General features: G+C 60.2%; 15 protein-coding genes and 1 tRNA gene. 6 read left to right on the top strand and 10 right to left on the bottom strand.

Annotation, left to right across the window (positions count from 1 at the left end; all coding sequences use genetic code 11):
• From IE127_RS10940 to IE127_RS10920, 5 genes are all read right to left on the bottom strand, one after another.
• Complete coding sequence (locus tag IE127_RS10940; RefSeq protein ID WP_210310477.1) at positions 1-603, bottom strand: hypothetical protein; 603 nt, start codon at positions 601-603, stop codon at positions 1-3.
• Between the two features lie 176 nt (positions 604-779).
• Positions 780-1,169: a response regulator gene (locus IE127_RS10935; RefSeq protein ID WP_189425704.1), complete on the bottom strand. Its 390-nt coding sequence runs from the start codon at positions 1,167-1,169 to the stop codon at positions 780-782.
• Between the two features lie 101 nt (positions 1,170-1,270).
• A complete protein-coding gene (locus IE127_RS10930; RefSeq protein WP_189425703.1) occupies positions 1,271-2,317 on the bottom strand; it encodes a protein-glutamate methylesterase/protein-glutamine glutaminase in 1,047 nt (348 codons plus the stop codon).
• On the bottom strand, positions 2,314-3,159 hold the full coding sequence (locus IE127_RS10925; protein ID WP_189425702.1) for a CheR family methyltransferase: 846 nt from the start codon (positions 3,157-3,159) through the stop codon (positions 2,314-2,316). Before IE127_RS10925 ends, IE127_RS10930 begins: the two co-directional genes overlap by 4 nt.
• A gap of 71 nt (positions 3,160-3,230) precedes the next feature.
• Entirely contained in the window at positions 3,231-3,821 is a 591-nt protein-coding gene (locus IE127_RS10920; RefSeq protein ID WP_189425701.1) for a chemotaxis protein CheD, read from the bottom strand.
• A gap of 181 nt (positions 3,822-4,002) precedes the next feature.
• Here IE127_RS10920 and IE127_RS10915 point away from each other — a divergent pair, with 181 nt between their 5' ends.
• Positions 4,003-4,329 (top strand): hypothetical protein, encoded by a 327-nt coding sequence (locus IE127_RS10915; RefSeq protein WP_189425700.1) that lies wholly within the window; start codon positions 4,003-4,005, stop codon positions 4,327-4,329.
• Positions 4,330-4,493: 164 nt separating this feature from the next.
• Here IE127_RS10915 and IE127_RS10910 read toward each other — a convergent pair whose 3' ends face one another.
• Genes IE127_RS10910 through IE127_RS10895 form a run of 4 tightly spaced genes read right to left on the bottom strand, consistent with a single transcriptional unit; the run spans position 4,494 to position 7,948 of the window.
• Entirely contained in the window at positions 4,494-4,985 is a 492-nt protein-coding gene (locus IE127_RS10910; protein WP_189425699.1) for a chemotaxis protein CheW, read from the bottom strand.
• 44 nt (positions 4,986-5,029) lie between these two features.
• A complete protein-coding gene (locus IE127_RS10905) occupies positions 5,030-7,255 on the bottom strand; it encodes a chemotaxis protein CheA (RefSeq protein WP_189425698.1) in 2,226 nt (741 codons plus the stop codon).
• Positions 7,256-7,277: 22 nt separating this feature from the next.
• Complete coding sequence (locus IE127_RS10900) at positions 7,278-7,646, bottom strand: response regulator (RefSeq protein WP_189425697.1); 369 nt, start codon at positions 7,644-7,646, stop codon at positions 7,278-7,280.
• A gap of 2 nt (positions 7,647-7,648) precedes the next feature.
• Entirely contained in the window at positions 7,649-7,948 is a 300-nt protein-coding gene (locus tag IE127_RS10895) for an STAS domain-containing protein (protein ID WP_189425696.1), read from the bottom strand.
• Positions 7,949-8,077: 129 nt separating this feature from the next.
• Here IE127_RS10895 and IE127_RS10890 point away from each other — a divergent pair, with 129 nt between their 5' ends.
• Positions 8,078-9,400, top strand: coding sequence for an NAD(P)H-dependent oxidoreductase (locus IE127_RS10890; RefSeq protein WP_189425695.1), 1,323 nt, complete (start codon positions 8,078-8,080; stop codon positions 9,398-9,400).
• Here IE127_RS10890 and IE127_RS10885 read toward each other — a convergent pair.
• Complete coding sequence (locus IE127_RS10885; protein WP_189425694.1) at positions 9,397-9,903, bottom strand: HPP family protein; 507 nt, start codon at positions 9,901-9,903, stop codon at positions 9,397-9,399. The two genes, IE127_RS10890 and IE127_RS10885, sit on opposite strands and share 4 nt — an antisense overlap.
• A 122-nt stretch (positions 9,904-10,025) precedes the next feature.
• Here IE127_RS10885 and IE127_RS10880 point away from each other — a divergent pair, with 122 nt between their 5' ends.
• The 4 genes from IE127_RS10880 to IE127_RS10865 all read left to right on the top strand — a co-directional run bounded on the left by IE127_RS10880 (position 10,026) and on the right by IE127_RS10865 (position 13,628).
• The gene (locus IE127_RS10880) at positions 10,026-10,838 is read left to right on the top strand and encodes a siderophore-interacting protein (RefSeq protein WP_244640116.1); all 813 of its coding nucleotides are present in this window, start codon (positions 10,026-10,028) and stop codon (positions 10,836-10,838) included.
• 132 nt (positions 10,839-10,970) lie between these two features.
• Positions 10,971-11,732: a hypothetical protein gene (locus tag IE127_RS10875; RefSeq protein WP_189425693.1), complete on the top strand. Its 762-nt coding sequence runs from the start codon at positions 10,971-10,973 to the stop codon at positions 11,730-11,732.
• Positions 11,733-11,839: 107 nt separating this feature from the next.
• Positions 11,840-11,915, top strand: a tRNA-Ala gene (locus tag IE127_RS10870).
• Positions 11,916-11,960: 45 nt separating this feature from the next.
• On the top strand, positions 11,961-13,628 hold the full coding sequence (locus IE127_RS10865) for a CehA/McbA family metallohydrolase (protein WP_189425692.1): 1,668 nt from the start codon (positions 11,961-11,963) through the stop codon (positions 13,626-13,628).
• Positions 13,629-13,632: the final 4 nt, after the last annotated feature.

Raw genomic sequence — 13,632 nt, 5'->3', positions numbered from 1 at the left:
TTATTCGAGGTACCACAAGTCGACGCCAACTGTGATGGCACCGATCGCTTCATTGGTGATGGAATCAACGACAGGAATACTGACCTGGCTTTGGAAGACCTGGCTCGAGTCGTCATACTCGATGTCGCTGATGTGAATGGCGCCTGGACCTTGTCCGAAGCTTTGCTGCCACTTGTCTTCGTCCCCTTGCCAATAGTCCGAAGTCATCGTGCTCTGCACAACATTGAGACCACGTGCGTCGGTGACGAACATCTCGGTAAAAAGGCCTTCTGCCTGTTCCTGATAGTTGAACAGGAGGGTTGAGCCGGGTTTGCCCATGACTTCAGAGATGAAAGGTTGATCGACAGCGTCGACTTCCGCGCGCCAGGTCTGATCAAGAGCTTCGATTTCCGCATCGCCAAGCAGCGCCGTTTGCAGGTTCTGCTCTTTTACGGCGCGAACAATATCTGGGTCGCTGGCAATGTGAGCGATGTGATCGTGGGCCATCTGCTCCAGCGCTGCGGTAAACTCATGCGCCCCCGCAGATACAGGAACCATCAGGCACGAAGCACCGGCAAGAATAAGGGTCGAACATCGCCTGAATGTATAGAACAGTCCTGCCATCGCTTGCTCCATGGAATAAAGTCCACGACAGAATATATGGAGCCCGCTTAATGTCGGATTAATTCGAGTAGAAAAACACGAATAAGGCGGCAGTGGAACTGCCGCCCATCGAGTAGTTTCGAGAATTCTGTGATCGTATAGTCTGCCGCGACTATATGTGCCGCATGGCTGGACAATCAGGTTAGCGCGCCGATCACCGCCTCGATACGTTTTTTCATTGTCGAGGCATCGAACGGTTTAATGATGTAGTTATTGACACCGAACGAAATCGCTTCCTTGACCTGTTCCTTATCGGAGCGGCCAGTCGCCATGATGAATGGCATGGCCTGGGTGCGCGGATGCTTACGGATCACCTTGAGCAAGGTCAGTCCGTCAATATCGTCCATGTTCCAGTCGGAAATGATCAGGTCGACATTCCCCTTCTCCAGCTTACCCAACGCGTCGCGCCCGCTCTTGGCTTCCACGATGTCTTTGAAGCCAAGCTGCGTGAGAATATACTTACAGATACCGCGCATCGACTGCTGGTCGTCGACAATCATAACGCTGAGCGCGCTAGCCTTGGGCATGTCTTAGCATCCACCTGAACAGAATAGCCGCGCTCCAGGCCCGGCCACTCCACGTTAGAAAACAAGAGTTACAAATCTATCAACCGACGGCTCGGCATTCGTCACGCCGCCTTACGCAGTCGTGTGAGCGCATGGACCACCCGCTCTGCCACGGCGTCGATCGGCGCCTGCTCAACGACCGCGCCTTCCTCGAAGGCAACACGCGGCATTCCGTAAACCAGCGCGCTCGCCTGGTTCTGGCCGATCGTGTGCGCTCCGGCTTTCCGCATCTCGCCAAGGCCGGTTGCTCCGTCACGGCCCATGCCGGTCAGCAGCACGCCAACAGCCAGAGAGCCCAAGGCTTTGGCTACCGAAGAAAACAGCACATCGACGCTTGGGCGATGCCCGCTCGTCAGCTCATCGTGCTCAACGCGACACTTCAGGATGCCTGAGCTGCGCTCTATCCTCAGATGATAGTCGCCAGGCGCGATATAAACGTGGCCGGCGCGCATTTGCATTCGGTCTTCTGCTTCAACGACGGTATGCGGGCACAATTCGTTGAGGCGCGCGGCAAAGCGGCTGGTGAACCCGGCCGGCATGTGCTGGGCGATGGCGATCGGGGGCGCATCGGCCGGCAACCTCGTGAGCACAGCACGGATCGCCTCGACCCCGCCGGTTGACGCGCCGATTGCGATCAGGGCCCCCGACGGGGATCCCGCCCACTTCAACGGCGCTTGTGTACCAGTTTCACGCTGCGAGCGCGCGCGCACGTCGGCACGGGCTGCCGCCCGTATCCGCTCGCGCAAGCCGATGCCGAACGTCTCGAGCCCGCCACTGAGATCGGCATTCGGCTTGGCTACGAAGTCGACGGCCCCCAGTTCGAGCGCAAGCAAGGTCTCGCTCGCCCCCTTCGTTGTCAGCGTCGAGACCATCACCACCGGCGTCGGCCGCAAGCGCATAAGCCGCTCGAGAAAGGCGAGGCCATTCATGTTGGGCATCTCGATGTCGAGTGTCACGACGTCAGGATCGAGGGCCTTGATCTTCTCGCGTGCCTCCATCGGGTCGCGCGCGGTACCGACAACGGTGATGTCGCCTTCGCGTTCGAGCATTTTCTTGAGAACGTCACGAATAAGCGCGGAATCGTCGACGACAAGAACCCTGATGCTCATGCTGCCACCTGCCCATTAACGCCCTGGCGGGACTGATAGATCGTCTTGCCGACAAGCCGCAGACCCGACGAGCTGGAGCCGACATTCTCGGAGTGACCAATGTAAAGAAAAGCGTCTGGCGCCAGCATTTCGCCAAGACGAGCAAACAAACGGGCCTGCGTCGGCTTGTCGAAGTAAATCGCCACGTTTCGGCAGAAGATCGCGTCGAACGGCCCTTTCATCGGCCAGTCAGTCATGAGGTTGAGCGGCTTGAAGGCGATCAGCTGGCGCGCAGCCGACGGAATGACAATGCTGCCATCTGCCGCCTTTTCGAACAGGCCGGCACGGCTCGCCGAAAGTCCCGACAATTCCGATGCTGGATAGCGACCTTCTGCGGCGCGCTCCAGAACCGCCGTATCGATGTCGGTGGCGAGGATGCGAAAATCCCAGCGCTTCAACTCCGGATGGTTGGCCAGCAGATCAAGCGCGACCGTGTAGGCTTCCTGTCCCGTCGAGCATCCAGCCGACCAGATGCGCAGGCGCTGGCCACGCGGACGCGACGATATCAGGCGCCCCACATGTTCGCTCAGATGCGCGAAATGGTGGTCCTCACGGTAAAACCGGGTGAGGTTGGTGGTCAGGGCGTTGACGAAAGCCTGAGTGTCGGCGCTCGACGCGCCGCGTTCAAGCCGCTCGACATACGCCTCGAACGTCTCGAGTCCGAGCGCGCGGATGATCTTCGATAACCGCGAGATCACCAGAGTGCGCTTGGAGTCCGACAGTGATATTCCAGCCAGGTCGTAAACGCGTGCCTTGATCCGCGCGAACTCCTTGTCGCTGAGCGCCAACTCCTGATGCTCCATTTCGTGTCACTCCCCGAGGCGCAACTGCCTGCGCACTAAGCTTACTCTTCAACCGTGCGGGACGGCTCTTATCAGAACAATTCGATATCGTTGTCGACCGGTGCCACGACGGGCCCGCGCCGGACGATGGCGATTTCCTCGCGGGCGACGCCAGCCTCCGCGCTGCTGTCGAGGCGCTTGACGAACGCTTTGCCACTCACCGGCTTGAACAAGACGCGCCGCGCGAAATTGCCGCCGAGATCGCTGCTCGCGATGGCATAACCTTCGGCCGCCAGGAATTCGCGCACAAACTCGACGTTCTTGGCCCCGACATCATCGAGTGCAGCACTGATCTTGCCGCCGCCAAATACCTTGATGCTGAGATTGGACTTGCGTCCGCTGCCACGTGACAAAACAAGGTTGATCAATTGTTCCATGGCGAACGCCCCGTAGCGCGCCGAGGCCCCGTAGCGGTCTTTCGCCGTACCGGACTGCATACCGAGCAGGAAGTGGTTCATCCCGCCGACACGCGCCACCGGGTCATAAATGCACGCGGAGATGCACGAACCCAGGACGGTGGAATAGGTCAGTCCCGCGTCGCCGGAGACGGCACAATCGCCCTGATGCACAGTCGTGACGATGCCGCGATCGAACTCTGATGGCAAAGATTGTGCAGCAGACATGCGCTCGCCTAAATACTGGTCTTCGCGCAAAGGCTACGATCAACAGGTTAGGGAAACGCTAACCACGCCCTACGCATGCGTAACATTTCACAATGCTTTCAAGCACCGGTTTAGATTTTCTCGTTCATAGTGACGGCGAATTTTCGGGTGAGCCATGACTCTATATAGACTTGCAAACGAGTTGGACGAAACCGCACGCCAGAGTGCGGAACTTGTTGACGGCATTACAAATGCTCTTCAAATACTGGCCAGCGGCAGCGAGAATCCTGAGGCCGCCCGGCAGCAGGCGACGAGCATGATCGTCTCGACGCTGCAGGGTCAGGACCGGATTGAGCAGCGTTGCAAAAATCTTGCTCATGCTGCGCGGCATTTCGCGATGTTGCCTGCACGCAACGACGATAGCGACTACGAGGATGTGTGGTCTCAACTCACGCTTGACGAATTAAGGCTCGCCGAATTATCCGGCGCAGCAGCTCAGGAAGGCCACGGAGAGCCGGACCTGTTCTAATAGTGTAGCCGTAAGAGCGCTTGCTTAGCCTTTTATCGGGGGCGATAGGCAGCCGCTCGCCGGCGAAAGCAGGAACGGATAAGGCGCCCGCCGCGATGGCGAGCGCCTTTTTCAATTGTCAGGATAGATGGAGTGATGCTCCCGGCCGCGATGTCTAGCTGCGGTCAGGCGTCAAGCCGTGTACCGGAAATCACCGCATTGAGATCGATCAGACCCACCATGCGCGAGTCATGCGTGACGATGCCATTGAGCAGTTCCGCATCGATGGCGTTGCCTTCCGGCACGACGTGGATTTCGTCACGTGAGACCGTGAGAATATCGCTCACTGCGTCAACGAGAATGCCGACCCACTTGTCGCCGACGCTGAGGACCACGACCACGTGCGTCTTGGTCGGAGTGGTCTGGCCATCGCCGAAGCGCGCACGCAGATCAAAGATCGGCACGATGGTGCCGCGCAAATTGATGACGCCGCGGACGAATTCACGCGTATTGGGCAGCGGCGTCGCGCCATTCCATGCGCGGATTTCGCGTACTGTCGTTATCTCAACGCCATAGGTCTGCTCGCCGATGGAAAAGGCGATCAACTGCAAGGCGTTCTGGCCCACAATCGTGGCGCCGTTATCGATGGCATCGTCTCTAAGTGCCAGGGATTCCATGTGACGGTTCCTTCTCTAGTCCTGTCCGCGACCCGCTATCGCGGTCAGGCGGCGTTCTGATGTGTGAAATTGCCCCGAAGGCCCTGCACGTCGACAATCAGCGCGACGTTGCCATCGCCAAGGATCGTACCGCCGGCGATGCCCTCCACGCGCTCGAAGTTCTCTTCGAGGCTCTTGATGACGACCTGCTGCTGACCGATGATGTCATCGACGACCAAAGCCACCTTGACCCCGCCTTCGGCCTCGCAAAGCACGACGAAACGGCTTTCGGGCGCAACGTCGGTAGGCATGTCGAACCGTTTTGCGAGATCGATGACCTGAACGTAGTCGCCACGCACCTGCATCACCTGCCCACCGGTCGGCGTGCGTTCAAAAGCAATTCGAGCACACTGCATGGTTTCAACGATCGAGGACAGCGGCACGACATAGGGGCTGCCGCCAAGTCGCACCAGCATGACGTCGAGCACGGCCAGTGTCAGCGGCAAGCGCAAGGTCATGCGTGTGCCCTGCCCCGGCCATGAACGAACATGCACGGACCCGCCAATCTTCTTGATGTTGGCGAGAACGACGTCCATGCCGACACCACGGCCCGAAATATCGCTGACGGCTTCCGCCGTCGAGAAGCCGGGCGCGAAAATCAGCTGGTCGATCTGCTCGTCCGACATTTGCTGCTCAGGCGCAACGATGCCCTTTTCACGCGCGATGTTGAGAACACGTTCGCGGTTGATGCCGGCGCCGTCGTCTTCGACGATGATCAGAATGTTGCCGCCCGCCTGTTCTGCCGAAAGGCGGATAGTGCCCGTTTCGGACTTGCCCTTGGCGAGGCGTTTTTCGGCCTGCTCAATGCCGTGATCCGCGGAGTTGCGGATCATGTGGGTCAGCGGATCGGAAAGCTGCTCGATGACGGTCTTGTCGATCTCGGTCTGCTCGCCGATCGTCTCGAGCCGAATTTTCTTGCCGGTCTTTGTGGCGAGTTCGCGCACGAGCCGCGGCATCCGTGAGAACACCGACTTCACCGGCTGGGCGCGGATCGCCATCACCGAGTCCTGCAGGCCGCGCGTTGTCTGCGCCAGAACCTCGAGGCCGCGCACCAACTCGGTGTATCGGGCACGCAAGGTCTCATCCATCTGCTGGGTCAGCATCGATTGGGTGATGACGAGTTCCCCGACCATGTTGACCACACGGTCGACCTTGTCGAGATCGACGCGGATCGACTGCATGCCGGCCCCGCGTCCGGAATCCTCGCTCACACCAGACGCCACTGGGGCCTGTGGCGGCGCGGCCTTTTGCGCTTCTGCAGACAGCGCTTCATCCGCCTGGGTTTCCTCAACCAGGCTCAGCGATTTCGGCGGGTCAAGTTCAGCTTCCGCAAGCAGATCGCCAAACCCCTGATCGAACGCCTCTATGGAATCGGTCGACTCGGCGGCCGGTGCCGAAGGTGCATCCTCTGCCTGGCTGTCGAGCGGTTCGACGGTGATATCGCAATCGCCCTCGACGAATTCGAAGACCTCACGAATCTCGGTCTCGCCAGCCGTGCCCGACACCAGATCGATCGTCCAGTGACAATAGACTGCAAAGGGATCAAACCCCGAGAGCGCCGGAACCTCACCAAGATGGGCTGTGACCTTGGCTTCGCCGAGCGTCGAAAGTTCGCGCAAAAGCAGGAGCGGATCGTTTGCCCGCGCATAAAGATCGCGGTGCGGCTGGAACGTTACGCGCCATGCCTTCAACTCTGACGGCTCCTCGATCGTCGCTTCACCGAAGGTGTCGGTATCGGCGAGGGTCTCGAGCACCGGTTCGGCATCTTCCACCGCCTCGAGGTCTACCCGGACCGGAGTGAAGTCGATATCGAACTCCTCCATTCCCTCGTCGTCGCCATTGCCTTCACCGTGGCAAAGACTCTCGAACCGTTCCTTTTCGGCCTGGCCATAGCCCGCGTCGAGAGGCGAATCACTGCGCGCCGCCTCGATATGATCCGCGACGATGTCGTTCGCCCGGATACACAACGCAACGACTTCGTTGGTCAACGCAACGCGGCCGTCGCGAACCTGATCGAGAAGCGACTCATAGGCATGCGCAAAGCCGACGAGGTCGGCAAAGCCAAACGCGCCGCCGCCGCCCTTGATGGAGTGGATCGCGCGAAACACCGCGTTGAGCCGGTCGGCTCCGCGGTCTCCGCCTTCTATCGCGGCGAACTGCTCCTCGAGTTCGTTCAGCAACTCGGAGCATTCGTCAAAATAGGTGGCTTTGAATTCGTCGAGTTCGCTCATGATCGTCCTGCTTGCCCGCCGGTCAATGCACGACCCGGTTGATGACGCTGATCAGCTTCTGGGGGTCGAATGGTTTGACGATCCAGCCGGTGCCGCCAGCAGCCTTGCCCTGCTCGCGCTTGTCCTGGCTGGTTTCTGTCGTCAGGATCAGAATAGGCAGACTGTTGAAGCTGCCAGTGCCTCGGACCTGCCGGATGAACTCAATGCCATCCATCACCGGCATGTTGATGTCTGTGATGACGACATCGACCGCCTCTCGGGTCAGCACATCAAGACCCTCGCGCCCATCGCTGGCTTGCAGAACCTCGAAGCCGGCGCTCGAGAGGGTGTGATTCAGCATCGCCAGAATCGTGCGAGAGTCGTCGACGGTAAGAACGCGCAGTCCGCTCATTGTCAAATCAGGCCCTTGAAACGTTCAGCCAGACCCAGTCGGTCGATGGCCGCAAGCAGTACGCTGCTTGGATTGTGTATTGCGAAGCTGACCGCGTGGGCGCGTGCACTCTCTGCCGCACTAAGCAACAGAAACAGCCCATTGGTTGCCACCCGCTCGACAGCGCCTGCATCGATGCTCACGGCACCGATATCGCAAGCCTCGATCAGCGTCTCACGAACACCCTCAAGGGCATCGAGATCCATTATCGCGGGCAAGCTTATCGACTGTACGGATGTATCTTCCACTTGGTGCAGGCTCACTAGACTTCTTCGCCCTTAGTGTTTCACTTGAGTATTGAAGAAATGCTAATGCGGGGAACGCGGAAAGCTTTGGTTTTCAAGACACCTGACCGGTGGTAGGAGCAGCCTCACCGAAACTGGAAAACGCCCATGCCTGCCAATGTCAGCCTGACCGGACTTGCCCGCGACCTCGCCCTGCGCGCCGAAAGCGGCAAGACGATCCGTGTCGGCGTCATCGGCTCCGGCGAAATGGGAACCGACCTTGTCACACAAAGCGCGCTGATGCGGGGCCTTGATATCGTCGCCATCGCGACCCGCCGCCCGCAGACCGCGCGCGATGCAATCACCATCGCCTATGGCGATGAGGCGCGTGCGCGAGAGGCCGAAACTGCCGCTTCGGTCGAAGCGGCCATATCAGACGGCAAGATCGCCATTACCTCCGCCGAGGCTATGGTCATGGCAGGACAGATCGACATCGTTATTGATGCCACCGGAAAACCGGGTGTCGCTGCCGATTACGACCTCATGGCCATGGAGCACGGCAAGCACGTGGTGATGATGAATGTCGAAGCCGACGTGACCATTGGCCCTTATCTCAAGCGCGAAGCCGACCGGCTTGGCGTCGTTTACACCATCGGCGCCGGCGATGAGCCATCGTCATGCATGGAACTGATCGAGTTCGTCTCAGCGCTCGGCCTGCCAATCGTCGCCGCCGGCAAGGGCAAGAACAACCCGTTGCGCCACGATGCGGTGCCGGACGAATACCGGGATGAGGCATCGCGCCGCAATATGAACCCACGCATGCTGGTGGAGTTCGTCGACGGCTCGAAGACCGCAGTCGAGATGACAGCGATCGCCAATGCCACGGGCCTCGTCCCCGACATTCCCGGAATGCACGGGCCGCGGGCCGATCGCGACGATATGGCAAAGGTGCTGATCCCACGAGAAGACGGCGGCATACTCGGTCGCACCGGGGTCGTCGATTACACGATCGGCAAGGGGGTGGCCCCAGGCGTGTTCGTTATCGTCAAGGCCGAGCATCCGCGCATCATCGAGCGCATGGATGACCTGCATATCGGGCACGGTCCGTACTATGCGTTCTTCCGCCCCTATCACCTGACCAGTCTCGAAGTGCCGTTGACCTGCGCCCGGATTGCGCTTTACGGCAAGCCCGACATGGTGCCGCTGCCGCGCCCCGTGGCGGAAGTTTGCGCGGTCGCCAAGCGCGATCTCGCAGCCGGCACGCCGCTCGATGCCATCGGCGAGACCTGCTACCGAAGCTATGCCATGACGGTGGGCGATGCGCGCGAAGCACAAGCCTTGCCGGTTGGCCTGCTCGAAGGGGGCACGGTGACGGCGCCGGTGCGCAAGGGCGAGCTGCTGACGGCAAAGAACGCCCGGCCGGATACCTCGACGCGCCTGTTTCAGCTGCGCCAACGCCAGGATGAACTCTTCGCGGCGGGCGAACTCTAGTCCTCGAGCCACTTCGGGTAGGCAATTCGTGGTGGCAATGCATGCCAGAGAATGGCAAGCGCGGTCAGCACCACGCACGCCGCCAGCATGACGCCGAACAGCACGATCGGCGGGATCGGCCCCGAAAACACCACCAATGGCACCGCAGCCGCAGGCGGATGCGTCACCCTCAGCATCAGCATTGCCAGCATGACAATGCCGACGGAAATGGTCGCAACCCACCACAGGCCGGGAAACATCACTTCAAGGATGCTCGCGACCACCGCGCCGATGAAATAGCCGCCAAAAACGGAGATCGGCTGCGCCGTCGGACTGCCCGGCTGCGCGAAAATCAGCAATGCCGTTGGTCCGAGCGGGGCCATCAGCATCGGCAGCCCGCTCCACGCCGACAACCCGCCGACGAGCGAGACACCCACCACCGCGCCCAGCGTTGACTTCAGATGCAGGCGCCAACTGGCACGTGGGTCGTGACGGACAAGATATCTTGAGACAGGTGGCAACATGGTCATGCAATCGAGATTGGACCGGCATACCAGCCTTTGACGGCAAATGGAAACCTGCACTTGATCTGGCAATGAAAGCCGGTCTATTTCCTGACACAGATTATCAGGATATGAGTTTGCCAATGCCCGCCGCCGCTCCCGACCGCACGCTCAAGCGTTTGCGTCACGACATTCGCGTTCGCCAGCTCGACGTGGCGGCGATCGAGGATCTGACGCCTAAAATGCGGCGCATCACCCTTGCTGGCCCCGATCTTGAAGGCTTTGACAGCCCCGGCCACGCCGATCACATCAAGATGTTCTTTTCCCCCGATCCGGACAATCCCATCCTGCCGGAAGCGGGCCCGCAGGGCCTCGCGTTTCCCGAAGGTCAGCGCCCGCAGATGCGCGACTACACTCCACGCGCGTTCGACGCCCAACGTCTCCGGCTCGACATCGATTTCGTTCTTCACGGGGACGAAGGTCCGGCGAGTGCCTGGGCCAGCCAGGCGCGTATCGGCCAAAAGGCGGTGATTGCCGGGCCGCGGGGCTCGCTGATCGTGCCGATGACATTCGATTGGTATCTCCTGGCTGGTGATGAGACCGGCTTGCCGGCCATTGCCCGGCGTCTAGAAGAGCTTCCCAGCGGGGCGCCGGTCATCGCAGTCCTCGAGGTTGCAGACGCTGCAGAGGAGCAGGTTTTCGAGACCCAGGCGGATCTCGCTCTGCATTGGGTCCATCGAAACGGCGCCGCACCGGGCACCACCCGGCTGATCAGCCAGAAGCTGACGGAACTCGAGTTTCCGAAGGGCGATGCCTATGCCTTCATTGCGAGCGAGGCCAACGCGTCGCGCGCCGCAAAAGCGCATCTTGTCGACAGCCGCGAGTTCAACCCCGAATGGGTCAAGGCCGCCGGCTACTGGCTGCACGGCGTCGCCGACGCGCAGGAGCCTCATTAGCGCATTTCGCCGAAACGCGTGGATAGCCTCGATCCTCATCGGCAGCGGCGCATGCATAAGGGAACCGCTGCAAAGTCGGCTCATTGCCTCAGAGACATACCAATCCCGTTACACTGGCGAGGCGCAGGGCATATGCAACAGCTTTCAGAGAACTTCTGGAATATTCGCGGCACCATGAAGCTGGCCAAAGTGGTCGACATGGGTACGCACATGTCGCTGGTACGACGCGCCAATGGCCGGTTCATTCTGCTCGACAGCTACGATGTATCCGAAGAATCCCGCGCTCATCTGCTTCGCCTTACCGACAACGGTACAGCGGTTGATGCAATCCTGAACGTTCACCCCTTCCATACGCTGCATTGCCGCGCAGCACATGAATTGGCGCCTTCTGCAAGGCTGTTCGGCACCCGGCGGCATCGCCAGCAGGCACCCGATCTGCCTTGGGAAAGCGGCCTGATCGAGGAAGAAAAGACGCAAGCGGAATTTTCCGAAGATCTCGAGTTTTCCCTCCCTGCAGGCGTCGATCTGGTGACTGAAGACAATAGCGTCCACGCTGGATCAGTGTTGGTGAGACATAAGGCAAGCGGGATCGTGCATGTGGACGACACCCTGAATGTGCTCGACCCGCCAGGACTGCTCGGCAAGGTGCTGCCGGAGTCACGGTTGAAATTCCACCCAATGCTGGGAAAGGCGCTGCAACCGCGCCCTGGCGCGGCCGACGCATACGCCGAATGGGCTCAAGACCTGGCCGCGCGGTGGGCCGGCACACCGCTCGTGTGCGCAGCACACAACTCTACCCGCAAGCTATCGCAGGATGGTTGGCGCGATGAGATCCTGCATGCATTGGAAGACGTTTCGAAAACACTCGACAAGCACCGCGGCAAGTACGACTGATCAGCCTGACCCCGATGACAGTCTTGCTATTGTCTGTCGCCGGCAAACGTTCAAACGTCAAAGGGGCTTTTCTGTCTCAGCCAATTTGCTATATCGCCTGATGGAGCGGGGCTGTAGCTCAGTTGGGAGAGCGCATCGTTCGCAATGATGAGGTCAGGGGTTCGATTCCCCTCAGCTCCACCATTCCGACCATTTAAAAATTTTCCTATTATTGGCCGACCGACAACTGTGGTTTTTGCAGAGACCCGCGACGGCATCATCAAAGCCTTGCGCCGTGGCCACGTCTATATCACCGACTCCCCGGATGGGCCCCACCTCGAGATCGCCATTGGGGAAGCCCCGATGGGCGGCATTGCTGCATCTTCCACCGGCGTCGAACTCTTTATTGCCGCCAAGGGCGCTGCCGGGGATGAACTGAGGCTCGTCGCGCAGACCGGTGTCCTAACCCGCCTGACAATTCCTACTGACGAATGGCAGCACACAATCCCACTGCCTTCCCAATCTATTTTCGCGGATAAAAAGCCGATGCGGCAGCAGTTTGAGGGGCGCCTGAGCGTGGCGCAAATGGCCAGCCATGTCGGGCACGAGTTCGAGGTGCCCGAAGGCACGGGAACCTTGAGGCTCCGGTTTGAGCACGACCCGCGTCATCCTGGCGTCGGCGACATTCCGCACCAGCTCAGCATCTCGGTCTACGGCCCCAATGGCCCGCGCGGGACGCGGCATAACAACGCCGACCAGAGCCCAGTCATATCGACGGGGTTTGCCTCACCCGGATATCTCGCGGGCCCGATCGAACCCGGGACTTGGCGGGTCGAGATCGATGTTCACCGCCTGCTGCCGCCTGGTGATGTGTCCTACACGATCGACGTGATGACTGACGAGGGAGAGGCAATCGCCGAAAAGACCATCACACCGCAATCCGGTCAGAAGAAGCGCGGCCCCGGCTGGTACAAGGGAGACTTGCACGGCCATACGATTCATTCCGACGCCGATCTGGAGGTCAGCGACTATCTTGAACTGGCGCTGTCGCGTGGCTTCGATTTTGTCGCCCTGACCGATCACAACACGGTCTCCGGCATAAGGGAGCTTGAAGCACGCGCCGGCAATGCCATCACCATTATTGGCGGCACCGAGTTGACGACGTTTCACGGGCACGCCCTTGTGCTGAGCACGCGAGACCTCGTGGACTGGCGCATTCGCGACAAGGAAACGATGAGCGCGCGCGCTGCAGAGGTGGCGCGCGATGGGAAACTGTTCATCATCGCCCACCCCAAAGCGGAAGGGCACCCGTTCTGCACCGGTTGCCGCTGGGCCTATTCGGACATGCTTCCAGGCCCCGCGCGCCATGTCGAAATTTGGAACCGGGAGTGGCGACCCTGCGCCGGTAACGAACAGGCGATCGGCGTGTTCTACCGCTGGCTTAACGAGGGCTACCGGATGGTTGCGACCGCCGGCACCGATACGCATCGTCCCAGTCCTGAGAGCGCTCGGCTCGCAGCGAACTACGTCTATGCCGAAGACAATACAGAGGCTGCGCTCCTGGCGGCCATTTCTTCCGGCCGCAGCTTCGTCTCCAGCGGGCCTTTCGTCTCGTTTTCGGCGACAACACACGATGGGCTCAGCGCTCAAATGGGAGAGGTAGCGGATCAAGGCACGCTGTGCCTTGAGATGAGTTGGCGCGCCGAAACCCCGGCCTCCGACCTAACTGGGCTGACCGCGCGGCTCATCTGCCGCGGCGAAATAATCGAAACCTGGGACTGCGCCGAAACATCCGAAGCGCAGTCGTCGCTCGGCGCCAAGAACGGCGACTGGTTCACGCTTGAACTTCGTGATCATCGCGGCGCTCTCTACGCCCTTACCAATCCGATCTTCGTGGGCGTGCCGGAACGAGAGTGATCGG

Origin of the sequence: Devosia pacifica (assembly GCF_014652635.1) — a bacterium.
Classification (GTDB): Bacteria; Pseudomonadota; Alphaproteobacteria; order Rhizobiales; family Devosiaceae; genus Devosia; species Devosia pacifica.
This window is presented reverse-complemented; position numbering and strand designations above follow the sequence as displayed.